This is a genomic window from Leifsonia sp. 115AMFTsu3.1 (assembly GCF_004362795.1).
In the GTDB taxonomy this organism is placed as follows: domain Bacteria; phylum Actinomycetota; class Actinomycetes; order Actinomycetales; family Microbacteriaceae; genus Leifsonia.
The window spans coordinates 1,798,393-1,821,025 of the sequence record NZ_SNYB01000001.1; the positions used below are offsets into that span (position 1 = coordinate 1,798,393).

General features: G+C 71.0%; 21 protein-coding genes. 19 read left to right on the forward strand and 2 right to left on the reverse strand.

The window, feature by feature from the left end:
• Positions 1-30: 30 nt before the first annotated feature.
• The 11 genes from AXZ95_RS08705 (at position 31) to AXZ95_RS08755 (ending at position 11,500) form a co-directional block, all read left to right on the forward strand.
• A complete protein-coding gene (locus tag AXZ95_RS08705) occupies positions 31-1,347 on the forward strand; it encodes a DUF58 domain-containing protein (RefSeq protein ID WP_018190646.1) in 1,317 nt (438 codons plus the stop codon).
• Entirely contained in the window at positions 1,344-3,707 is a 2,364-nt protein-coding gene (locus AXZ95_RS08710) for a transglutaminase-like domain-containing protein (protein WP_018190647.1), read from the forward strand. Before AXZ95_RS08705 ends, AXZ95_RS08710 begins: the two co-directional genes overlap by 4 nt.
• A gap of 58 nt (positions 3,708-3,765) precedes the next feature.
• Positions 3,766-4,248, forward strand: coding sequence for an FHA domain-containing protein (locus AXZ95_RS08715; RefSeq protein ID WP_018190648.1), 483 nt, complete (start codon positions 3,766-3,768; stop codon positions 4,246-4,248).
• 153 nt (positions 4,249-4,401) lie between these two features.
• Complete coding sequence (gene leuC, locus AXZ95_RS08720; RefSeq protein ID WP_018190649.1) at positions 4,402-5,886, forward strand: 3-isopropylmalate dehydratase large subunit; 1,485 nt, start codon at positions 4,402-4,404, stop codon at positions 5,884-5,886.
• The gene (gene leuD, locus AXZ95_RS08725) at positions 5,886-6,485 is read left to right on the forward strand and encodes a 3-isopropylmalate dehydratase small subunit (RefSeq protein WP_018190650.1); all 600 of its coding nucleotides are present in this window, start codon (positions 5,886-5,888) and stop codon (positions 6,483-6,485) included. The genes leuC and leuD overlap by 1 nt, the downstream gene beginning before the upstream one ends.
• Positions 6,486-6,523: 38 nt before the next feature.
• Complete coding sequence (gene murA / locus AXZ95_RS08730; RefSeq protein ID WP_018190651.1) at positions 6,524-7,852, forward strand: UDP-N-acetylglucosamine 1-carboxyvinyltransferase; 1,329 nt, start codon at positions 6,524-6,526, stop codon at positions 7,850-7,852.
• A 55-nt stretch (positions 7,853-7,907) separates the two neighbouring features.
• Positions 7,908-8,144 carry a type II toxin-antitoxin system prevent-host-death family antitoxin gene (locus AXZ95_RS08735; RefSeq protein WP_026307139.1) on the forward strand — a complete coding sequence of 79 codons (237 nt, stop codon included), beginning with the start codon at positions 7,908-7,910 and terminating at the stop codon, positions 8,142-8,144.
• Positions 8,138-8,545, forward strand: coding sequence for a type II toxin-antitoxin system VapC family toxin (locus AXZ95_RS08740; RefSeq protein WP_018190653.1), 408 nt, complete (start codon positions 8,138-8,140; stop codon positions 8,543-8,545). The genes AXZ95_RS08735 and AXZ95_RS08740 overlap by 7 nt, the downstream gene beginning before the upstream one ends.
• A 70-nt stretch (positions 8,546-8,615) precedes the next feature.
• Positions 8,616-9,371 (forward strand): lysophospholipid acyltransferase family protein, encoded by a 756-nt coding sequence (locus AXZ95_RS08745; RefSeq protein ID WP_018190654.1) that lies wholly within the window; start codon positions 8,616-8,618, stop codon positions 9,369-9,371.
• A complete protein-coding gene (locus AXZ95_RS08750; protein WP_172823204.1) occupies positions 9,364-10,494 on the forward strand; it encodes an NAD(P)H-dependent glycerol-3-phosphate dehydrogenase in 1,131 nt (376 codons plus the stop codon). The genes AXZ95_RS08745 and AXZ95_RS08750 overlap by 8 nt, the downstream gene beginning before the upstream one ends.
• Positions 10,406-11,500, forward strand: coding sequence for a D-alanine--D-alanine ligase family protein (locus AXZ95_RS08755; protein ID WP_018190656.1), 1,095 nt, complete (start codon positions 10,406-10,408; stop codon positions 11,498-11,500). The genes AXZ95_RS08750 and AXZ95_RS08755 overlap by 89 nt, the downstream gene beginning before the upstream one ends.
• A gap of 33 nt (positions 11,501-11,533) precedes the next feature.
• Here the strand turns inward: AXZ95_RS08755 and AXZ95_RS08760 are convergent, their stop codons facing one another.
• A complete protein-coding gene (locus AXZ95_RS08760; protein ID WP_018190657.1) occupies positions 11,534-12,031 on the reverse strand; it encodes a DUF3515 family protein in 498 nt (165 codons plus the stop codon).
• A 25-nt stretch (positions 12,032-12,056) separates the two neighbouring features.
• On the opposite strand from AXZ95_RS08760, the gene thiL reads away from it, so the two are divergent.
• The gene (gene thiL, locus AXZ95_RS08765; RefSeq protein ID WP_018190658.1) at positions 12,057-13,058 is read left to right on the forward strand and encodes a thiamine-phosphate kinase; all 1,002 of its coding nucleotides are present in this window, start codon (positions 12,057-12,059) and stop codon (positions 13,056-13,058) included.
• A 126-nt stretch (positions 13,059-13,184) separates the two neighbouring features.
• On the opposite strand, the gene rsmD is transcribed toward thiL, so the two are convergent.
• Positions 13,185-13,763 (reverse strand): 16S rRNA (guanine(966)-N(2))-methyltransferase RsmD, encoded by a 579-nt coding sequence (rsmD, locus tag AXZ95_RS08770; protein WP_018190659.1) that lies wholly within the window; start codon positions 13,761-13,763, stop codon positions 13,185-13,187.
• Between the two features lie 49 nt (positions 13,764-13,812).
• Between rsmD and AXZ95_RS08775 the strand changes: the two genes are divergently transcribed.
• The 7 genes from AXZ95_RS08775 to AXZ95_RS08805 all read left to right on the forward strand — a co-directional run bounded on the left by AXZ95_RS08775 (position 13,813) and on the right by AXZ95_RS08805 (position 22,632).
• Complete coding sequence (locus AXZ95_RS08775; protein WP_018190660.1) at positions 13,813-14,607, forward strand: hypothetical protein; 795 nt, start codon at positions 13,813-13,815, stop codon at positions 14,605-14,607.
• Positions 14,604-16,835 (forward strand): ATP-dependent DNA helicase RecG, encoded by a 2,232-nt coding sequence (locus tag AXZ95_RS08780; protein WP_018190661.1) that lies wholly within the window; start codon positions 14,604-14,606, stop codon positions 16,833-16,835. The genes AXZ95_RS08775 and AXZ95_RS08780 overlap by 4 nt, the downstream gene beginning before the upstream one ends.
• A gap of 73 nt (positions 16,836-16,908) precedes the next feature.
• Positions 16,909-17,391 carry a pantetheine-phosphate adenylyltransferase gene (gene coaD, locus AXZ95_RS08785; RefSeq protein WP_018190662.1) on the forward strand — a complete coding sequence of 161 codons (483 nt, stop codon included), beginning with the start codon at positions 16,909-16,911 and terminating at the stop codon, positions 17,389-17,391.
• Between the two features lie 11 nt (positions 17,392-17,402).
• Positions 17,403-18,479: an AAA family ATPase gene (locus AXZ95_RS08790; protein WP_018190663.1), complete on the forward strand. Its 1,077-nt coding sequence runs from the start codon at positions 17,403-17,405 to the stop codon at positions 18,477-18,479.
• A gap of 1 nt (position 18,480) precedes the next feature.
• Positions 18,481-19,812, forward strand: a complete 1,332-nt coding sequence (locus tag AXZ95_RS08795) for a DUF58 domain-containing protein (protein WP_018190664.1) — start codon at positions 18,481-18,483, stop codon at positions 19,810-19,812.
• A complete protein-coding gene (locus tag AXZ95_RS08800; RefSeq protein WP_133638820.1) occupies positions 19,802-22,069 on the forward strand; it encodes a DUF3488 and transglutaminase-like domain-containing protein in 2,268 nt (755 codons plus the stop codon). Before AXZ95_RS08795 ends, AXZ95_RS08800 begins: the two co-directional genes overlap by 11 nt.
• Before the next feature lie 11 nt (positions 22,070-22,080).
• Positions 22,081-22,632 (forward strand): YceD family protein, encoded by a 552-nt coding sequence (locus AXZ95_RS08805; protein WP_018190666.1) that lies wholly within the window; start codon positions 22,081-22,083, stop codon positions 22,630-22,632.
• The last annotated feature ends 1 nt before the right edge of the window (position 22,633 follow it).

The window sequence follows — 22,633 nt, forward strand, 5'->3', positions numbered from 1 at the left end:
CTGACGCCGACCCGACAGGATCCTGCAGCCATGACCACCGACAGCCCCGCTCGCGGACGGCGTCGTCGCGCGCCCGGCGCCGACCAGGCGCGCATCGCGGCGGAGCTCGTCGGGGGAGCGGTCGCGCGCGCGGCCGGAGCGGTGACCTCGCGGGTCGCACCGTTCGGGCGCGCCGTCGGTCGTCGAATCGCGCCGGTGGTCGGCGTGGTCAGCACCCTCGGCTGGATCGTTCTCGCCAGCGCCGCGGTGTCGATCGCCCTGGCCGTCTGGCTCGGGTGGGCTGAGTTCGTCTACATCGCCGCAACGCTGCTCGCCGCCTTCGTGATCGCGGCCGCCTTCGTCTTCGGCCGCTCGACGTACCGCGTCGGAATCGAGTTGAACCCGCGGCGTGTCGTCGCCGGCGGGCGCGCCCTCGGGCGGCTGACCGTCGCCAACAGCGGAACCCGGCCAGTGCTGCCGACACGGATGGAGCTGCCCGTCGGGGAGGGACAGGCCGACTTCACGATCCCGCGACTCGCCCCCGGGGCCGAGACGGAGGAGCTCTTCGCCGTCCCCACCGAGCGGCGCGCGCTCATCCTGGCCGGTCCAGCGCTGTCCGTGCGTGGCGACCAACTGGGTCTGCTGCGACGAACGAACCAGTGGACCGAGCAGATCGAGCTGTTCGTCCATCCGAAGACGGTGCGGCTCGCCGCGACCGCCCGCGGCCTCGTCCGTGACCTCGAGGGGCAGACCACCAAGGTCATCACCGACAGCGACCTCGCGTTCCACGCGCTGCGGACGTACGAGCCGGGCGACGACATCCGCAACGTGCACTGGCGTACCTCTGCCCGCACGGGGCAGCTGATGGTCCGCCAGTATCAGGAGACCCGCCGCTCGCAGCTGCTTCTGGCGTTCGATGCTGAACGCTCGCACTTCGCCTCCGACGATGAGTTCGAACTGGGCGTCTCCGTCCTCGCCTCGGTCGGCTGCCAGGTCATCCGCGAGGAGACCGAGATCCGCGCGCTGTGGCAACGCGGGCCGATGCGCGTCGAGACGCCGACGGCTCTGCTCGACGACTCCTGCCGCATCCAATCGGTGGATGGGGTGCACCCGACCCTGCGCGAGTTCCTGCGCCAGGCGACCCTGAGGCTGCCCGCGCCGAGCCTGGCGGTCACGGTGGTCGGCTCGCAGGTCGACGCAGCGGAACTGCGCGGCGCGTCCGCCCTGTGGTCGGCCGACACCGAGACCATCGTGATCCGCGTCGACGAGTCCGCCGAGCCGCGCCTCACCCGGCTCGGGCGCTCGATGCTGATCACCGTCTCCGCTCTGCCCGAGTTGCCGTCCCTGCTGAAGCGGGCCGGCCGATGAGCGCGGCGACGGGCACCGGCTCGGGCCGTCGGCGGGACGCGCGACCGGCACCCGCGACGACCCCGCTGTTCGACTCGCTGCCCCGGACGACATGGATAGACGTCGCCGTCCTCACCGGCCTCAGCCTGCTCGCTGTCGCCGGATTCGAGCCGGCGTTCGGGCACTACGCCTTCGCTCAGGCCGCCATCGGCGGCATCGTGGTCGGCGGGGGAGTCGCGCTGCTCGGCCGGCTGCTGCGACTGTCGTGGCCGCTGACGACCGTTATCGCACTGGCCGCCTACTTCCTGTTCGGCACACCGCTCGCGCTTCCCGGCGAGGCGCTGTACGGGGTGCTGCCATCGCTCGACAGTCTGTCCGGGCTGGTCATCGGCGCCGTGTTCGGCTGGTCCGACGCGGTGACCCTCCAGGCGCCGCTCGAAGCGCCTCCCTACGTCGCGGTGGTTCCCTACGTCGCCGGGTGGCTGGTCTCCCTGGTCTCCGTGACCCTCGCCGTGCGCTGGCTGCCGCGCGCGCGGCGTCCGTCGGCGGGGCGGGCGGCCGTGCTGCTCGCCGGGCCGGCCCTCCTCCTGCTCGCGGCCATCCTGCTCGGTACGCGGGATGCGTTCTTCGCCGGGGTGCGCGGCGTCCTGTTCGCCGGGGTCGCCCTCGTCTGGCTGGCCTGGCGCCGGGCGCGCTTCGCCCGCGACCGGGTGGAGACCGACTCGGGAGTCCGACGCAGCCGCCTGCTCGGCGGAGCCGCGGTGGTGCTCGGTGCGGTGCTCGTCGGTGCGCTGGCCGGGTCGGTTCTCGCACCACCCGCCGCGTCGCGGTTCGTCGTGCGCGACGAGATCACGCCGCCGTTCGACCCGCTCGACTACCCGAGCCCGCTCGCCGGCTTCCGGAAGTACACGAAGGAGCTGCAGAAGACCAAGCTCTTCACGGTGACCGGACTCAAACAGGGCCAGGTGATCCGGCTCGCCACCATGGACAGCTACGACGGCATCGTCTGGTCCGTCGCGTCGCCGGGGAGCGACAGCGACGCGTCCGGAGCATTCGAACTGCTCGGCAGCACCATCCCGCGACCACCGCTGTTCACGCCCGGCGCCTCGTCGACGGCTGCCATCGACGTGCTCGGCTACTCGGACGTGTGGCTGCCGACTCTCGGTTACACGAACACGCTCACGTTCGACGCGCACACCGGGCAAGATCCGACGTCCACGGTGCGCGTCAACACCGCGACGGGAACGGCGGCCGTCACGAGCGGCGTGCGCAACGGCCTCGACTACACGGTCCGGGCGACGGCGCAGAAGATCCCGAACGATCGCGCTCTCGCGAAGGTCCCGCCGGCGAAACTCACGCTTCCGTCGGTCACCAACGTGCCCGACGTCGTGTCCGCCAAGGCCGAGGAGTACGCGGGATCGGCCGACACGGCCATCCAGAAGCTGCGCAACATCGAGCGGTCGCTCAAGTCGCTCGGCTACCTCAGCCACGGGCGCGCGTCCGACCCGGTGCCGTCGCGCGCCGGACAGGGCGCCGACCGCATGACCGACCTGCTGTCCAAATCGCCGATGGTCGGCGACCAGGAGCAGTACGCCAGCGCCTTCGCGCTCATGGCCCGTCGGCTGGGCTATCCGACCCGCGTCGTGATGGGCTTCGCACCGAAGGTCTCCGGCAGCACCACCACGGTCACCGGCGACGATGTGACCGCCTGGGACGAGGTCGCCTTCGAGGGCGTCGGATGGGTCCCGTTCTTCCCGACGCCGACCAAGACGGATGCGCCGAAGAACCAGACCACGAAGCCGAAGCTCGAGCCGCAACCCCAGGTCCGGCAGCCGCCGCCCGCCGACCCGCGCGCCGAAGACCTCTTGACGCCCGTCAAGACGAAAGACAACGACCCGAAGGATAAGGCGTCAGCGTTCCGCCTGCCCGTCTGGGCGTGGGTGGTGCTCGGTGTCATCGGTATCCCGCTTCTGGCGTACTTCATCCCCCTGCTGATCATCGCCGGCCTCAAACGCCGGCGACGGCGGAAGCGCGAGGGCGCCGGACCTCCCGACCGGCGCGCGGCCGGCGCCTGGGATGAGCTGACCGACGGATACGCCGAGCTCGGGCTCGCCGTCCCGGACCGCGCGACCCGGCTCCAGGCGGCCGCAGCACTGGAGGAGCAGTCCGCGGCCCAAGACCTCCCCGTTCCCGACGGCGGCCTGCGCGACCTCGCCCGGCACGTCGACGCCGCGGTGTTCGACGGCAGCGTCGTCGCGGAAGAGCGCGTCCAGCACGCATGGACGACAGCCGACGAGGCCCTGACCCGTGCCACGAAGGCGGCCGGCCCGCTCCGCTCGCGGCTCGCGGCGTTCCGCTACCGGCGCGCCCGCCGCGCGTGAGGCGGGCGCGCGCCGCAGACCCCTCGACCGGCCGCCCGGTTTCCGTATAGTGGGCGGCATGGACGACCGCGGGTTCATCGTTCCGCCACCGGGCCTCATCCCGTCACGTCCATCTGAGCCGACGCCCGCGCCCGCCGCCGAACGGATCGAGGCGGTCGCTCCCGGCCGGGCACTTCCGGCCTTCACCCCGCCGACCGGGCCGAACGGGCCCACGGCGCCCGCGCGCCCCGTCTGGCGGCTCCTCCTGCCCGGTGGCCGCGCCGTCCCGCTGACCCGGGCCGTGCTCCTGGGCCGCAATCCGTCCCGAGGCGCGCACGCCGGCGACGCCGAGCCGATCGCCCTCGACGACCCCACATCGACGGTCTCCAAGACGCACGCGCTGCTCGTCGTCGACGGCGACACGCTGACCGTCACCGACCTCTATTCGACCAACGGAGTCGTCGTCGACGGAACCCGCGCCGAGCCAGGAGAGCCCGCCGCCGTGCCCGACGGGGCGGAGTTGCTTCTCGGCGACCTCAGCATCCGCGCGGAGCTCGCCTGACAGAGGCCCGCCCGCGATCGGGTGATACCCTGTCAAACGTGTACGCGGGTCTTCTCCTCCTTAGCCGCCGCGGCGAGTCCTAGTCTCAGGCCACTCTCGCCGCGGAGTCCGTCGACGGCTGATCCGTTCACACGCTAAGGAGTTCGTAAGAGCATGAGCAACCCCACCGGGCCACTGACACTGGCCGAGAAGGTCTGGAACGACCACCTGGTCGCCAAAGGCGAGGAGGGCTCGCCCGACCTCATCTACATCGACCTGCACCTGGTGCACGAAGTCACCAGCCCGCAGGCTTTCGACGGCCTGCGCATGGCCGGCCGGCCGGTCCGCCGCCCCGACCTCACCATCGCGACCGAAGACCACAACACCCCGACGATCGGCATCGACAAGCCCATCGCCGACCTGACCAGCCGCACCCAGATCGAGACGCTGCGCCGCAACGCAGAGGAGTTCGGCATCCGCCTCCACTCGCTGGGCGACGTCGAGCAGGGCATCGTGCACGTCGTCGGCCCGCAGCTCGGCCTCACCATGCCGGGCATCACCGTCGTCTGCGGCGACTCGCACACCTCCACCCACGGTGCGTTCGGCGCCATGGCGTTCGGCATCGGCACGAGCGAGGTCGAGCACGTGCTCGCCACTCAGACGCTCCCGCTGAAGCCGTTCAAGACCATGGCCATCACCGTCGAGGGCGAGCTGCGCCCCGGCGTGACCGCGAAGGACGTCATCCTCGCCGTCATCGCCAAGATCGGCACCGGCGGCGGCCAGGGTTACGTGCTCGAGTACCGCGGCAGCGCCATCCGTTCGCTCTCCATGGAGGGGCGGATGACGATCTGCAACATGTCCATCGAGGCGGGTGCGCGCGCCGGCATGGTCGCCCCCGACGAGACCACGTTCGCCTACCTGAAGGGGCGTCCTCACGCTCCGGAGGGTGCCGACTGGGATGAGGCCGTCGCCTACTGGAAGACGCTCCAGACCGACGACGACGCGGTCTTCGATGCCGAGGTGTACCTCGACGCCGACGAGATCGAGCCGTTCGTCACCTGGGGCACCAACCCGGGCCAGGGCGTCTCGCTCAGCCAGGCCGTCCCGGACCCGGCCGCGATCGCCGACCCCAACGCGCGGGCCGCTGCCGAGCGCGCGCTGGAGTACATGGACCTGCAGCCGGGCACTCCGATGAAGAGCATCCCGGTGGATGCGGTGTTCATGGGCTCCTGCACGAACAGCCGGATCGAGGACCTCCGCGCCTTCGCCTCCATCATCAAGGGCAGGAAGAAGGCGGACGGCGTGCGCGTCATGGTCGTCCCCGGCTCGGCGCGCGTGCGCATCGAGGCCGAGGCCGAGGGGATCGACAAGATCGTCGAGGAGTTCGGCGGCGAGTGGCGTTTCGCGGGCTGCTCCATGTGCCTCGGCATGAACCCGGACCAGCTGGCTCCGGGGGAGCGCTGCGCGTCCACCTCCAACCGCAACTTCGAGGGCCGGCAGGGCAAGGGCGGCCGCACGCATCTGGTCTCGCCGCTCGTCGCGGCGGCCACGGCGATCCGCGGAACACTTTCGAGCCCCTGGGACCTCGAGGCCGAAGGCGGCGACACGCCGCGCGATGGCGGCACCAGCACGCGAATCGGAGAGAAGGTGGGCGCCTGATGGAGAAGTTCGAGACCGTCACCGGAACGGCCGTCCCGTTCCGGCGCTCCGACGTCGACACCGACCAGATCATCCCGGCGGTGTTCCTCAAGCGCGTCACCAAGACCGGCTTCGAGGACGCCCTGTTCTACGCCTGGCGCCAGGACCCGGACTTCATCCTCAACCGACCGGAGTACCAGGGCGCGACCGTGCTCGTCGCCGGGCCCGATTTCGGCACGGGTTCGTCACGCGAACATGCCGTCTGGGCGCTTCGCGACTTCGGTTTCCGGGTCGTGCTGAGCCCGCGGTTCGCCGACATCTTCCGCGGGAACGCGGGCAAGCAGGGGCTTCTCACCGGCATCATCACGGAGGAGGACGCCGAGCGGCTGTGGGAGGCGATCGAGGCCCAGCCGGGAATAGCGGCGACGGTTGATCTGGTTGCCAAGACTGCGACCGTCGGTGAGGTCCAGGTGTCTTTCGACATCGACGACTACACTCGCTGGCGTTTGCTCGAAGGGCTGGACGACATCGCCCTCACCCTGCGCGACGAGGCGCGAATCTCCGAATACGAATCGGGCCGCGCAAGCTGGCGGCCCACGACCCTCCCGGTGAAACTTTGACATCTCTTCTTCAGGACGCACAGGCAGCAGGAGCACGCGTGGGCCTCAAGGGCGATCGCATCACGATCAACGGCGGCCGGCCCCTCGAGGGCCGCATCGAGGTGCGCGGCGCCAAGAACTTCGTCACGAAGGCCATGGTCGCGGCGATCCTCGGCGAGAGCCCGAGCGTCCTCCGCAACGTCCCGGACATCTCCGATGTCCGCGTCGTCCGCGGGCTGCTCGAGGTGCACGGCGTGAAGGTGACCGACGGCGCCGAAGAGGGCGAGCTGCTGCTCGACCCCAGCGCGGTCGAGTCGGCGCACATGGCCGACATCGACGCGCACGCCGGCTCCAGCCGCATCCCGATCCTGTTCTGCGGCCCGCTGCTGCACCGCCTGGGCGAAGCGTTCATCCCCGACCTCGGCGGCTGCCGCATCGGCGACCGGCCGATCGACTACCACCTGGAGGTGCTGCGGAAGTTCGGCGCGGTCGTCGACAAGCTTCCCAGCGGCATCCGCATGACGGCCCCGAACGGCCTTCACGGCGCCAAGCTGGAGCTCCCGTACCCGAGCGTCGGCGCGACGGAGCAGGTGCTCCTCACCGCCGTGCGGGCCGACGGCATCACCGAGCTCAAGGGCGCGGCCATCGAGCCGGAGATCATGGATCTCATCAACGTGCTCCAGAAGATGGGCGCCGTGATCTCGGTCGACACCGACCGCGTCATCCGCATCGAGGGCGTCGACTCGCTCTCCGGTTACACCCACACCTCGCTGTTCGACCGCAACGAGGCCGCGAGCTGGGCTGCGGCCGCGCTCGCGACCGGCGGCGACATCTTCGTCGGCGGCGCACGCCAGCCCGAGATGCTCACCTTCCTCAACGTCTTCCGCAAGGTCGGCGGCGCCTTCGAGATCCACGACGACGGCATCCGCTTCTACCACCCGGGCGGCGAGCTCAAGCCGGTCGTCATCGAGACGGACGTGCACCCCGGCTTCATGACGGACTGGCAGCAGCCGCTCGTCGTGGCGCTCACCAAGGCGTCCGGCGTGTCGATCGTCCACGAGACCGTGTACGAGCAGCGTTTCGGCTTCGTCGACGCGCTCATCGACATGGGCGCGAAGATCCAGGTCCACAAGGAGTGCCTCGGCGGCCACCCGTGCCGCTTCGGTCAGCGCAACTTCAACCACTCGGCCGTCATCATGGGCCCGGTGGAGCTGAAGGGCGCCGACATCGAGGTCCCGGACCTTCGCGGTGGATTCAGCCACCTGATTGCAGCTCTGACCGCCGAGGGCCGCTCGACCGTGAGCAACGTCGGCATCATCAGCCGCGGATACGAGAACTTCATCACGAAGCTCCAACTCCTCGGCGCCGACTTCGTCCTCGAAGGCTGATCCCGCGAGGTTATCCACAGATCCCCTCCTGTATCACCCGTGATACAGTCCCCTCATGGAGACTGTCAGCGTGAGAGATCTACGAAACCACGGCGGGGACATCCTCGACCGAGTCGCCCGCGGCGAGCACGTGACCATTACACGAGACGGCGCGCCCGTCGCCGAGCTGTCGCCCCTGGCCGTGCCCCGCAGGGCGCTGTCGGTGCTCGTCGAGAGCCGGCGCAGCCTTCCCGCCATCGACCCGGCCGCGCTCCGGGCCGACATCGACGAGATGGTCGACCAGCGATGGTGATGCGTCCGGGGCTCCTCGACACGTCCACCCTGATCCTGCTGGCGCGAGCGGATCCGGAGGCGCTGCCCGACATCCCCTCGATCAGCGCGGTGACCCTGGCCGAGCTCTCCGTCGGGCCGCTCGTCGCACGCTCGGAGGAGGAGCGGGCGGCTCGGCAGGCGCATCTGCAGCTGGCGGAGGCCGACTTCGACCCGATCCCCTTCGATGCGGCGGCGGCGCGGGCGTTCGCCCGCGTGGCGCAGTCGTTCCGGGAAGCGGGGCGCAAGCCGTCGGCCCGCGCCTTCGACGCGCTCATCGCCGCCACGGCGATCTCGCGCGAACTTCCGCTCCACACCTGCAATCCGGCCGATTTCGTGGGGATCCCGGCGCTCGACGTCCGGCCCGTGCCCGTGTCGGCATGACGGGGCGCCGTGCGGCATGCTCGGTGCGGGATGCCCGGTCACCGATAATGGGACGGTGCCAGAAACCGCTATGCCCGTGAAGAAGCAGCGCTCGGAGAAGAGCAGACCGTCGGTGTTCTGGGTGCTCGCCGGCCTCATCGTGCCGATCGGGAGCCTGCTCGCCCGCTTCCGGATCGTCGACGGCGACAAGTTCCCGCGCACGGGGGCGTTCATCCTGACGCCCAACCACTACAGCGAGATCGACCCGGTCATGATCGGCATGGTCGCCTGGAAACTGGGGCGCTTGCCGCGGTTCCTCGCGAAGGAGAGCCTGTTCCACGTTCCGGTCCTGGGCTGGTTCCTGCGGCGGTCGGGCCAGGTCCCGGTGTCGCGCGGAGGCAGCGCACGCGGCTCGGCTCCGCTCGAGGCGGCGCAGAAGATCGCCGACGAGGGCAGGATCGTCGTCATCTATCCCGAGGGCTCGCTCAGCCGCGACCCGGACATGTGGCCGATGCGCGGCAAGACCGGGGCTGCCCGCATGGCTCTCGAGCATGACCTCCCGGTCATCCCGATCGCGCACTGGGGAACCCAGCAGGTGATGGCGCGCTACGCGAAGAAGATCAGCTGGTTCCCGCGCAAGACGATCGACGTCAAGGTGGGCGACCCGGTGGACCTGTCGGCGTTCCGCGGCAGACCCCTCGACAACTCCACCCTCACCGAGGCGACAGCGGTCATCATGGATGCGATCACCGCTCTGCTCGAAGACCTGCGCGGCGAGAAGGCTCCCGCCGAACGCTGGGACCCGTCGCAGCACAACCAGAAGGAGACCGGCCGCTTCGATGGCTAAAGCAGTGAAGGCTCCCATCGCGCGTCCCCGCCGCATCGCCGTCCTCGGCGCCGGCAGCTGGGGCACCACGTTCGCGAAGATCCTCGCCGACGGCGGATCCGATGTCGTGCTGTGGGCGCGACGGCCGGAGCTCGCCCGTGAGATCAACGAGGTGAAGCGCAACAGCGACTACCTCGAGGGCATCAACCTCCCGCGCAACCTCCGCGCCACCAGCCGGCTCGGCGAGGCGATGAGCGGAGCGGAGCAGGTGTTCGTCTCCATCCCGAGCCAGACCCTCCGCTCCAACCTCGAGGCGATGATCCCGTTCCTCGGACCGGAGACGGTCGTCGTCAGCCTGATGAAGGGCGTCGAGAAGGGCACCGGGCTGCGGATGAGCGAGGTCATCGCGCAGGGCCTTCCGATCGAGCTGGAACGGATCGCGGTGGCCTCCGGCCCGAACCTGGCGCTGGAGATCGCGCGCGAACAGCCCACAGCGGCCGTCGTCTCGTCCGCGAGCCTCGAGACCGCGCAGGCGGTCGCCATCGCGGCGACCAACCGCTACTTCCGGAGCTTCGTGAACACCGACGTCATCGGCACGGAGTTCGGGGGCGTCCTGAAGAACCTGATCGCCGTGGCGATCGGCATCGTCGACGGCGTCGGCTACGGCGAGAACACCAAGGCCTCGATCATCACGCGCGGCCTGGTCGAGATGACCGACTTCGCCGTGGCGTACGGCGCGAAGGCCGAGACGCTGTCCGGCCTCGCCGGCCTCGGCGACCTCATCGCGACGTGCGAGTCGCCGCTGAGCCGCAACAACACCGCCGGCCGGCTGCTGGGCCAGGGCTACGGCTTCCACGACGTCGTGAAGCAGATGAACCAGACGGCGGAGGGTCTCGCCTCCGTCGCGCCCATCCTGCACCTCGCCGAGGCCCGCGGGGTGGAAATGCCGATCGTGCGACAGGTGAGCCAGGTGCTCGCCGGTACGCTCGATCCGAAAGACATCGCACCGCATCTCACGACGGATTCGGACGAGCCGCAAGGCGAAAGGACAACGGATGACGGACAAGGTCGCGGTCGCACTTCTGTTTGGGGGTCGCTCAAGCGAGCATTCGATCAGCTGCGCGACGGCGGCCGGCGTCCTTGAGGCGATCGACCGCGACAGGTACGACGTCATCCCGATCGGGATCACGCATGACGGAGCTTTCACGCTGCAGCCGGACGACGCAACGCTTTTCGCGCTGAACGCCGAGAAGCTGCCCGAGGTCGAAGACAACGGCTCGCGCATCCTGTGGCCGGACAGCGTTGCCACCCGGGAGCTGACGGTCGTCGACCGCGACGGCGTCCGCTCGTCCCTCGGCGACGTGGACATCGTGTTCCCGATCCTGCACGGCCCGTGGGGCGAGGACGGCACCCTGCAGGGGATGCTGGAGCTCGTCGGCCTTCCGTACGTCGGCAGCGGCGTGCTCGCCAGCGCCCTGGGGATGGACAAGCATTTCACCAAGACCGTGCTGCAGCAGGCCGACATCCCCGTGGCGCCGTGGGTGACGGTCAGCGCCTACGAGTGGAACACCGATGCGGGCGCCGTGCGCGATGCCACGCGGGGGCTGGGGCTCCCGGCCTTCGTGAAGCCCGCCCGCGCGGGTTCGAGCGTCGGCGTGACGAAGGTGAAGGACTGGTCGGAGCTCGACGCCGCGATGGAGATCGCGCTGGCGGAGGACGACCGCGTGCTCATCGAGTCGATGGTCACCGGCCGCGAGGTCGAGATCGCCGTCCTGGGCGGCCGGCCCGGTGAGCCCGCCCGGGCGTCGGTCGCCGGTGAGATCGTCGTCAGCGGACGCGACTTCTACGACTTCGCGGCGAAGTACCTGGATGCGCCCGGCATCGACCTGGTGTGCCCGGCCGATCTCACGGACGCGCAGCTGGCGGAGATGCGCGAGCTCGCCATCCGGGGCTTCGACGCCATCGGCGGGGAGGGTCTCGCGCGCGTCGACTTCTTCCTGACGGCCGACGGCTTCGTCATCAACGAGATCAACACCATGCCCGGCTTCACCCCGATCTCGATGTTCCCGCGTTGCTGGCAGGAGTCCGGGCTGAGCTATCCGGCACTGATCGACGAGCTCATCCAGGTCGCCATCGCCCGCGCGGCCTGACGCGGGTCAGCCGTCAGGGGTAAGGGTCCAGCGTCAGGGGCTCGGCGTCGCCGTCGGGTCGGTGTCGAGCGTCGACAGGCACTTCTGCGTCTGCTTGACGGTGGAGACGGCGCTTGCGAATTCTGGCAGCACCGACGAGTCGGACACTCCCGACACGTGGTCGATGATGACCTCCGTTGCCGGCACGCGGCCGAAGGTCTGGTAAACGATCGTCTTGGCGGCCGGGTCCGTCATGAGCACCCAGTCGACGCCGTTGACGTTCACGCACGGCTTGGTGGTCGGCCCGATCGGCGGGACGCCACAGCGCAGGAGAACGACCGCCGGATCGCCCCATGCACCGGTCGCCTGCGCATCCGTCTCGCGTTTCGCCTTGTCGGCGACCGAGTCGGGCAGGCGCACACTGATCTCGGCACAGCCGGGCGCGTTGCTGTTCGCCGCGGGGTCGAGGGAGACGGTGGGCGCACAGCCCGCGAGGAGCAGGGCGGCGCCCGCGAGCAGGACGGCCGGGACGGCGCGGCGACGGGACTTCATCGGTTTCAGGCTACCGTTTCAGATCATGGGAATCTCTGGGAGCGACGCGGCCGGCATCACCATCGGGGAGGCGTCGGAGCGGGAGGCGCTCAAGCGCATCTTCCCGCGGCTCCCGGAGTCGGACGCCACGCTCGTCGGACCGGGTGACGACGCGGCGGTGCTCGCGGCCCCCGATGGACGTTTCGTCGTCACGACGGACATGATGGTCCACGGCCCGGATTTCCGGCTGGCGTGGTCGGGCCCCGTGGATCTCGGCTGGAAGGCCGCGGCGACGAACCTGTCCGACGTGGCGGCGATGGGCGCCGTCCCGACCGCCCTCGTCGTCGCGATCGCGGCGCCGCCCGAGACCCCGGTCGCGTGGCTGGAGGGCGTCGCCGACGGCTTCCGGCTGGCGTGCACTGAGCTGGCTCCCGGGTGCGGCGTGGTCGGTGGCGACCTGTCGGTGTCGCAGACGCTGACCATCGCGGTGACGGCGTTCGGCGATCTCGGCGGACGTCGCCCCGTGCTCCGGAGCGGCGCACGTCCGGGAGACGTCGTGGCCGTCTCAGGCGCTCTCGGGCAGGCGGCCGCCGGCCTGCGCACGCTGTTCACGGAGGCGGTGGATGCGGCGGGAGAGCCGGATGCCGCCCGTCTCGCGGCCGTCGTGGCCGCGCATCCCGGCACCGTCTCCGCACAGCTGCGGCCGCGTCCGCCGATCGCCGACGGACCGCTCGCGGCCGACGCCGGCGCGACGGCGATGCTCGACCTGAGCGACGGACTCGCGCTGGACGCCCGTCGCGTCGCCGAGGCGAGCGGCGTGGCGATCGACCTCGACCCCGCTGCTCTCGGCCCGGACCCTCGGACGGCGCTGACCGGGGGAGAGGACCACGGCCTCCTCGCGACCTTCCCGCCCGGCACCGCCCTCCCCGGAGGCTTCCGCCCGATCGGCACCGTCCGCGACGGCCGGGGCCTCCTCGTCGCAGGCACCCCCTTCGACGAGCGCGGAGGCTGGGACCCCTACCTCGAATGGGACGGCCGCCGCGGCTGACCCCCACCGCCCACCGCTGAACCCCCACACCCCCCACCGTCGAGTCCACAAACTTTGCACACGATCCATCCCGAGAGCGTGCAAAGTTTGCGGACTCGACGGTGGGCGGAGCCGCGAGAAGAGGGGCTAGGGACGGAGGGGGGCGAGCCAGTGGATGGCGGTCTCGCCGTAGGACTTGCGGCGCACGAGGGTGAGACCGGCGGGGAGGCTCGGATCCGGCGTGCGGGCGCTCCGCTCGACGCAGACCTCGGCGTCGTCGGAGAGCAGCGGCTCCAGGGCCGAGAGCACGGCGAGCAGTTCGGCGTCCGGCACGTCGTAGGGCGGGTCGATGAACACGACATCGAACCGCCCGCGCGCTCCGGAGAGGTAGGACTGCACCGTCGACGGCCGCACGTCGATCTCCGGAACGGGGACCCGCGCGGCCCGCGCTGCCGAGACGACCGCCGCGGCGTTCCGTTTGCAGACCTGCGCCGCCGCCGCGCCCTTCTCGACGAGAACGACGGAGACGGCGCCACGGCTGGCGGCTTCCAGGCCCAGCGCACCCGATCCGGCGTAGAGGTCGAGCACCCGGGCTCCGTGCAGAGCGTCGCGCGCATCCAAGGCGGAGAAGATGGCCTCGCGCACCCGGTCGCTGGTGGGGCGGGTGCCGCTCTTCGGCACCTGGAGGCTGAGCGAGCCGGCGAATCCGGAGACGATGCGGGTCATGGCCCCCCGAGCCTAGCGTCGGCACCCGGAGTGCCGCCAAGATATGGGGATGGAGGAACGCCTGGAGCAGGCAGAGCTCGACGCCCTGTGGCTCCCCGGTGACCCGATCGCCTCCGCAGAACGGCTGGCCGCGGCTGCCGCAGAACCGGACCGGTCGGAGGTCGTCCGGGCCGAGCTGCAGACCCAGCGCGCCCGCGCGCTCGGACTGCAGGGGCGGTTCGACGAGGCGGAGGCCCTCCTGGAGTCGTTGGAGCCGGCGAGTGGCGTGCTGGAGGTGCGCGTCCTGCTCGAACGGGGACGGCTCCGATCGGCCGCCGGCCTCGCCGGGGAGGCGGTGCCGGTGCTGGAGGCCGCCCTGCGCACGGCCCGCCGGGACGGTGACGTGGCGCTGGCCGTCGAGTCGGCGCTGGCGCTCGCCGATGCGGACCGCCCGCACACCTTGCAGTGGATCGACGAAGGCCTCTCCGACCTGTCGGCCACCGGCGACCCGCGCACCCTCCGCTGGGGTGTCGTGCTGCACGAGCTGCGCGGGTGGGCACTGCTGCGCGAGGGGGATGCGGCGGCCGCTCTGGTGTCGTTCGAGAACGCGGTGGAGCACGCCGAGGCGTACGGCACCCTGGATCAGCAGTTCGCCGCGCAGTGGGCGTTCGCGCGTGGCCTCCGTGAAGCGGGCCGGACCGCCGAGGCGCGCGAGATCCAGCGGCGGCTAGCGTCGGAGCGCCCGGACGAGCCGGCCGTCCTGGCCGAGCTGGAGGCGCTGTCCGACGCACCCGACGACGACGCACCCGAGGCGCGCGCACCCGACGACGGAATGCCGGAGGGGAAGCATACGATCGAGTCATGACCTCCGTCCCCGCCCCGGCCGGCTCCGGGTCCGCTGACGCCGGCACCGTCGGCCTCGATACCCGGCTGAGCGGCGTCCTCGGCGGCCGCACCGCGTCCGCGTTCGAGAAGGCGTTCGGGATGCGCACGGTCGCCGACCTGCTCAGCCACTTCCCGCGGCGCTACGCGAAGCGCGGCGAGCTGACGGCACTGGCGAACCTCCCGCTGGACGAGAACGTGACGATCATCGCCGAGGTGCTGCGAGTGCAGGAGCGCCCGATGCGGGCGCGGCGCGGCAGCATCCTCGAGGTGAAGATCTCGGACGGCGAGGGCATCCTCACTCTCACCTTCTTCAACCAGGCGTGGCGCTCCCGCGAGCTCCTGCCCGGCGTTCGCGGCATCTTCGCCGGCAAGGTGTCGGCTTACCGCGGCGCCCTGCAGCTCGCGCATCCCGACTACGAGCTGTTCGAGCCGGACGCGGAGAACGCTGTGAGCCCGGGCAGCGCGGCCGCGAAGGACTGGGCGCAGACGCCCATCCCGATCTATCCGGCGACGGGGACCGTGGCCAGCTGGCAGGTGCAGAAGGCCGTCGGGCTCGCCCTCGACGCGCTCGGGCCGGTGCCCGATCCGGTACCGGATGCGATCGTCGTCGAGCGCGGGCTGGTGCCGTATCGGGACGCGCTGGAGGGCATCCACCGGCCGCAGAAGGATGCGCAGTGGCAGCGCGCTCGCGACACGCTGCGGTTCCAGGAGGCCTTCGTCCTCCAGGCCGCGCTGCTGCAGCAGCGTGCAGCATCGCGGGAGGCGGCGGCGACGCCCCGCGTAGCCGTCCCCGGTGGGCTGCTCGAACGGTTCGACGCGGCGCTGCCCTTCGCCCTCACCGGCGACCAGGATGTGGTGGGAGGCGAGATCGCGCGCGATCTGGCCGATACTGCGGCGATGCACCGTCTGGTGCAGGGCGAGGTCGGCTCGGGCAAGACCCTCGTCGCGCTCCGCGCCATGCTCGCCGTGGCCGACTCCGGCGGCCAGTCGGCCCTGCTCGCACCGACCGAGGTGCTCGCCGCGCAACACGTGCGGTCGATCGCCGCGATGCTCGGCCCCGACCTCTCGGCCCAGCTCATGCCGACGCTCCTCACCGGCCAGCTCTCCGCCGCCGAGCGGAAGCGCGCACTGCTGCGGACGGTGTCCGGGCAGGCGCGCATCGTGGTGGGAACCCACGCGCTCCTCGGCGAGGCGGTGACCTTCTTCGACCTCGGACTCGTCGTCGTCGACGAGCAGCACCGCTTCGGCGTGGAGCAGCGGGAGGCCCTCCGCGCGAAGGGCGGCACCCCGCCGCACGTGCTGGTGCTGACGGCGACGCCCATCCCGCGCACGGTCGCCATGACCGTCTTCGGCGACCTGGATGTGTCGACCATCGCGCAGCTGCCCGCCGGCCGGCAGGGCATCGAGAGCTTCGTGGTGCCGCTCGCCGACCGCCCCGGGTGGGAGCGCCGGATCTGGGAGCGCGCCTCGGAGGAGATCGCGAAGGGCCGTCAGGTGTTCGTCGTCTGCCCGGCGATCTCCGGCAAGGATGCGGAGGACGACGGCGAGGAGCCGGAGCCCGACGAACCAGAGGGTGATGGCGTTCCGCCCCGGCCGATCGCCAACGTGGAGTCCGTCGCCGCGCAGGTGCGCGCCGATCCGCTCTTCGCCGGCTCACGGATCGGCGTGCTGCACGGCCGTCTTCCGTCGGATGAGAAGGACGAGGTCATGCGCGCGTTCGCCGGCGGCGACATCGACCTGCTGATCGCGACGACGGTCATCGAGGTCGGCGTCAACGTGCCGAACGCCTCGGCGATGGTGGTGCTGGATGCGGACCGTTTCGGTGTCTCGCAGCTCCATCAGCTGCGCGGCCGCGTCGGCCGGGGCGACATCCCGGGCCTCTGCCTGCTGGTCACAGCCGCGGAGCAGGGGAGCCTGGCGCGCGAGCGGGTGGAGGCCGTCGCGGCGACGCTCGACGGCTTCGAGCTGGCGAACATCGACCTGGAGCTGCGCCGCGAGGGCGATGTGCTCGGAAGCCGTCAGTCGGGCGGCCGGTCGTCGCTTCGGCTGCTGCGCGTGGCCACGGACGGCGAGCTGATCTCGGAGGCGCGGGTCGCCGCCGAGGAGATGCTGGAGGCGGACCCGTCGCTCGCGGCGCATCCTGCTCTCGCCGCGGCGCTGGCCCGCCGGCTCGACGAGAGCGAGCGGGCGTTCCTCGGCAAGTCCTGAGTCGCACGGACGAAACCCGTTGGTAACGGATTCACAACGAAATGCCGGGAACCGCGGGATAGTCTGGGGGTCTATGAACAGGATCGCCGTTGTCCCTGGATCGTTCGACCCGGTCACCCTCGGGCACCTCGATGTGATCGAGCGTGCTGCCGGTCTGTGGGACGAGGTCCACGTCGTGGTGGTCCACAATCCGGACAAGTCGGCCCTGCTGCCCATCGCGCAGCGGGTGGCCCTGCTGGAGCGGTCGATCGAGGATGCCGGCATCGTCGGCAACATCGTCATCGCCTCCTGGTCGGTCGGGCTGCTCGTCGACTACTGCACCGACGTCGGCGCCCACGTGCTGGTGAAAGGCATCCGCTCGTCGGTCGACGTCGCCTACGAGACGCCGATGGCCATCGTGAACCGCCACCTGGCCGATGTCGAGACCGTCTTCCTGCTGCCGAACCCGGCGAACGCCCACGTCTCCAGCTCGCTGGTGCGTCAGGTGTCCGCGCTCGGCGGCGACGTGAGCCCGTACGTGCCGCCGGCCGTGCACGAGTACCTCCAAGAGACCTAGCCGGGGGAGTCATGAACAGTTACGCGACGCGCCAGCCCACCGAATCCTCCGTCGCGCCCGAGGAGGAGGCGGGGGATGTCACCCGCATGGATCTCGACGAGCTGAGGCGCGCCGCGGAGCAGATCACCGCCAACGTGGAGTCCGTCATCGACGGCAAGCATGAGGCCGTGCAGACCGCGCTGGTGGTGCTGCTGGCCGAGGGGCATCTGCTGATCGAGGATGTTCCCGGTGTCGGCAAGACCATGCTGGCGAAGTCTCTGGCGAAGTCGGTCGACTGCACGGTCAGCCGCATCCAGTTCACCCCGGACCTCCTGCCGTCCGACGTCACGGGCGTCTCGGTCTACAACCAGGCGGAGCGCCGGTTCGAGTTCAAGCCGGGTGCGATCTTCGCGAACATCGTCATCGGCGACGAGATCAACCGCGCGAGCCCGAAGACGCAGTCCGCGCTGCTGGAGTGCATGGAGGAGCGCCAGGTCACGGTCGACGGCTCGACCTATCCACTCGCCGCCCCCTTCATCGTGGTCGCGACGCAGAACCCGGTCGAGATGGAGGGCACATACGCCCTGCCGGAGGCGCAGCGCGACCGCTTCATGGCCCGGATCGCCATGGGCTACCCGGACGAGGGCTCCGAGCTCGCGATGCTGACGACGCGGGATACGTCCAGTCCGCTGTCGCGCATCCGCCCGGTCGTCAGCTCCGACGAGCTGCGGGCCATGATGGTGACCGCTCGTGCCGTGTTCGCCTCGACGCCGGTCAAGCAGTACGCGGTCGATCTGGTGCGGGCCACGCGCGAGGACCGTGACCTGCGGCTCGGCGCGAGTCCGCGTGCCACGCTCCAACTGGTCCGTGCGGCGAAGGCGATGGCGGCTCTCGCGGGCCGCGACTTCGTCCTCCCGGACGACGTGGATGCGCTGGCCGTTCCGGTGCTCGGCCACCGGCTGCTGCCGACCAGCCGGGCGCTCGGGCACCACCACGAGAGTGCGCCGGTGATCGCCGACATCGTCCGGCGGATCGTCGCGTCGACGCCGGTGCCCGTCGGCTCCGGTTCTTCGGTCGGCGCCGGCGCAGCGGGCGCCACGGGACGCTGACATGCCCCCGGGCGGCCGTTCCTCGTCGCCGCTGAAGCGGCCGCGCCCGACCGCTCGCGGTTGGACGCTCGGCGCCGTCGGGGTGGTGGCGCTCGTCGCGTCGGCCGTCTTCGGGCGCACGGACGTGCTGTTCGTCGGGGTGTTCCTGACCGTGCTCCCGCTCGCCGCCATGATCTCCGTGACGGTGGACCGCCCCCGGCTGACCGTCACCCGCAGCTTCCATCCGGATGTCGTGGCGGCGGGGGAGAAGGCCACCATCGTCACGACGGCGCGCAATCAGGCGCCGCGCCCCAGCCCCGCTGCTCGCTGGCGCGAGTCCGCTCCCGCCGCGGTCGGCGTGCAGGACTCCGCGCCGTTCCCACGGCTCGGTGCGCACCAGCCCGACGGCATGCTGGGCCGCGACACGGTCGTCCTCCGGCAGGATGTCGTCCCCGAGCGCCGCGGTGCGCATCCCATCGGGCCGCTGGTGGTGAGCCGCACGGACCCGTTCGCGATCGCGTACGCCGAGTACGCGATCGGCCAGCCACGGCAACTGCTGGTGACGCCGCGCGTCGTGCCGTTGTCGCGCGGCGACCTGGATGTCGCCCACAGCGAGGGCACCGAGCACGAGCTGCTGCGCCACAGCATCCCGAGCGCCGACGAGCTGATCGCCCGCGAGTACCGCCCGGGCGACCCGCTGCGGCGCGTGCACTGGCGGGCCACCGCACGGCACGACCAGCTGATGGTGCGGCAGGAGGAGCAGCGCAGCAACCCCGAGGCGTGGATGCTGATGGACACCCGCCCGCTGCCCGCGCACGCGGAAGAGGCGGCCGACGAGTTCGAGACGCTGGTCGACCTGGTCGCCTCGATCGGCGTGCACCTGCTGGACGAGGGATTCGCGGTGAGCGTCGTCGAGACCGGCGACCGCCAGCTGTCCGGGCGCAGCGGCGCCGGACGGACAGGGACGATGGGCGCGACGACGGCGACCTACGACGTCGGGAGCGCCGACCGCATGCTCCTCGCAGACCTCGCGGCGGTCGAGACCAGTGTCACGGCCCGTGACGACGCCGTCGCCGAGCTCGGCGCCGGTCTGCGCCGGGCCGGACGCCCGGTCCCGGTCTTCGCCGTGCTGGCCGGTGCGCCGCCCGCGGAGCTCGGCGCCCTCGCCGCCCTGCGTTCGATGGGCGACCCCGCGGTGGCATTCGTCGGCGCCTCCATGCCGACCGAGACGGCCGAGGTGCTCGCGGACGCCGGATGGCTCTGCGTGACCTTCGCCGCGGGCGACGATCCCGCCGAGTGCTGGCAGCGTGCCCTCCGGCGACAGCGGGCGGGGGTGGTGGCGCGTGGCGACTGAGTCCGTGGCGTTCCCCGTCCCTCGCGTCGGTGTGCGACGGCGGGTCGGCTACTGGCGCATCACCGGAGCGCTCGTGCTGCAGGTTGTGGCGCTGAGCTACGCGCTGTCCGGGCTCATCCAGGGCATCGGCTGGTGGTTCGCCCTGGTGGCGACCGCTTCGGCGGTGCTCGTCACCGGGGCGGGACTCCGCAGCCTCGGCATCCCGAGGGGCGTCGTCCCCGTGCTGCTGCTGGTGGAGTCGGCGGCGATCATGACCGTCGCGTTCGGTCGGGGGTCGGGCCTGCTCGGCATCATCCCCACGCCGACGACCGTGACCAACTGGATGCAGTACCTCCAGCAGGCCATGCTCTCCATCTACCAGCAGGGCACGCCGGCGGAGGCCCTTCCCGAGTTCCTGTTCCTCGTCGTCGGCGGCGGATGTCTGCTCGCGCTCATCCTCGACACGTTCGCCGTGGCCATCCGGACGCCCGCCTTCACCGCCATCGGCATCGCCGCGGTGCTGGTCGTGCCGGGAGCGCTGCTCGGCGACGGGCTCGACCCTCTGGCTCTGGCAGCGTCGGCGGCTGCGTGCCTGTGGCTGCTGCGCTGCGATGTGCGCAGCAGACGCCCGGGCACACCGCGTCCGGGAGCCGCCCTGTCGGTCGGCGCCTCGGCCGTGACCATCGCGGTCGTCCTCGCCGGGACCGCGCCGGGCTTCGACCAGGGCGGTGCGACCTCCTTCACCGCCGGGGGGATCTCCATCGGCGGCACGGTCACGCCGCTGGTCGACCTCGGAAAGGACCTCCGCCGCCCCGCCGCGGTGCGCGCGCTCACCTACACGACGAGCGCGGCGAACGGGCAGTACCTCAAGCTCGCGTCGCTCGACCAGTTCACCGGCTCCGTCTGGAAGCACCGGGAGCGCGACACGAACCGGCTGAGCGACGGCGCCAAGATCGGACCGGTCGCCGGACTCTCCGACACCGTGAAGACGACCAAGATCACAACGACGGTCGCGATCGACAACATGACGAGCCGGTGGCTGCCGGCCCCGGCGCCCGTCCAGTCGGTGAAGGGACTGAACGGCACGTGGTCGTGGGATCCGGACGACCTCACGATCGGCGGCATCAACTCGACGACGCAGGGGCAGAAGTACACGGCGACCAGCCTCCTGCTCCAGCCGACGGCCGACCAGCTGAAGGCCGCGGGGGGCTTCGTCCCGGTGGAGGTGCAGCGCGACCTGTTCCTGCCGCCCAACCTGCCGTCGATCATCGAGGACACGGCGCTCACGGCGACGAAGGATGCGATCACCGAGTACGACAAGGCAGTCGCGCTGCAGGACTACTTCCGTGACAACAGCTTCGTGTACTCCACGCAGACACCGCTGAAGCAGGGATACGACGGCGACGGCGCGCGAGTGATCGCGAAGTTCCTCGAGGTCAAGAGCGGGTACTGCGTCCACTTCGCGTCGGCGATGGCGCTGATGGCGCGCACCCTGGGCATCCCGTCGCGCGTCGCGGAGGGCTACCTGCCCGGCGCGACCAGTGGAGGGACGGCCACCAACCCGGGCGAGTACACGGTGACGAGCGACGACCTGCACGCCTGGCCCGAGCTGTACTTCGCCGGAGTGGGCTGGGTGCCGTTCGAGCCCACGGTCGGCCGAGGGACGGTCCCGGACTACACCCGGCCGCAGACCGACCCCGCCGCGGCGCCCCCGAGCTCGGCCGCCACCTCCAGCTCCGCACCGCGGGCGCTCGTTCCGACCGACCCCGCCAATCCGGCCGGATCGGCCACCTTCACGCCGACATCGGGAGCCCAGCCGATCGCGACCGGCATCGGCGTCGCCCTCCTCGTCATCGGCGTCCTGCTCATCCCCGCGGTCTGGCGCAGGATGCGACGGCGCAGACGGCTGCGCGAGCTGACCGACGAGTGGGGAGGGGCCGCCCTCGTCTGGGACGAGCTGCGCGACACCGTCCGCGATCTCGGCTGGACGGCGCCGCCGACGGAGACCCCGCGCGTGTTCGCCGGTCGGGTGGCCACCGCGGTCGCCGGCACGCCGGCGGAGGATGCGGTCCTCCGGCTCCTCGGCGAGCTCGAACGCGACGCATACGGCCCGCCGACCCGCCGCTGGGCGGGCGGACTCTCCGACGACCTCGAGACGGTGCTGTCGGCCCTGGAGGCGCAGGCCGGCCCGGTGCTGCGGACGAAAGCGCTGCTCATTCCTGTGTCCTTGCTGCCAGCGGGCTGGCCTTCTGCCGTCCGTCCCCGTGGAGCGGCGTAAAATAGTCGCTCGTGACCCACAAGAACTCGTCGTACACCGTCAATGTGTACGACCTCATCCGCCGCCCAGGCACGATGCGCGAACAGCGCATCACCATCCCTGTTGCGGAGAAACTCGGCGAGGGCCTGATCAGCGTCCCGGAGGGCGAGACCATCGATCTCGACCTCCGGTTGGAGTCGATGCACGAGGGGATTCTCGCGACGGGCGACGCTCAGACGACCGCCATCGGCGTGTGCGGCCGCTGCCTGATCGACATCGAGCAGCCTGTCCAAGTCGATTTCCAAGAACTTTTCGCGTATTCTTCTGACGAAGCTTTCGATCATGAGGTTCACGACGACCACGTGGATCTTGAACCTCTGATCAGGGATGCGGTAGTGCTGGCACTGCCGTTCCAGCCGGTGTGCCGGCCGGACTGCCCAGGTCTCGACCCCGAGACCGGGGAGAGGCTGGCGGATGTACCGGACCGCGAGCCGTCGCAGATCGTCGATCCGCGCTGGTCTGCGCTTGCGGCCTTCCAGGCTTCCGACACCGATGAACCCCGACCGAACACAGAGAAGAGATAGT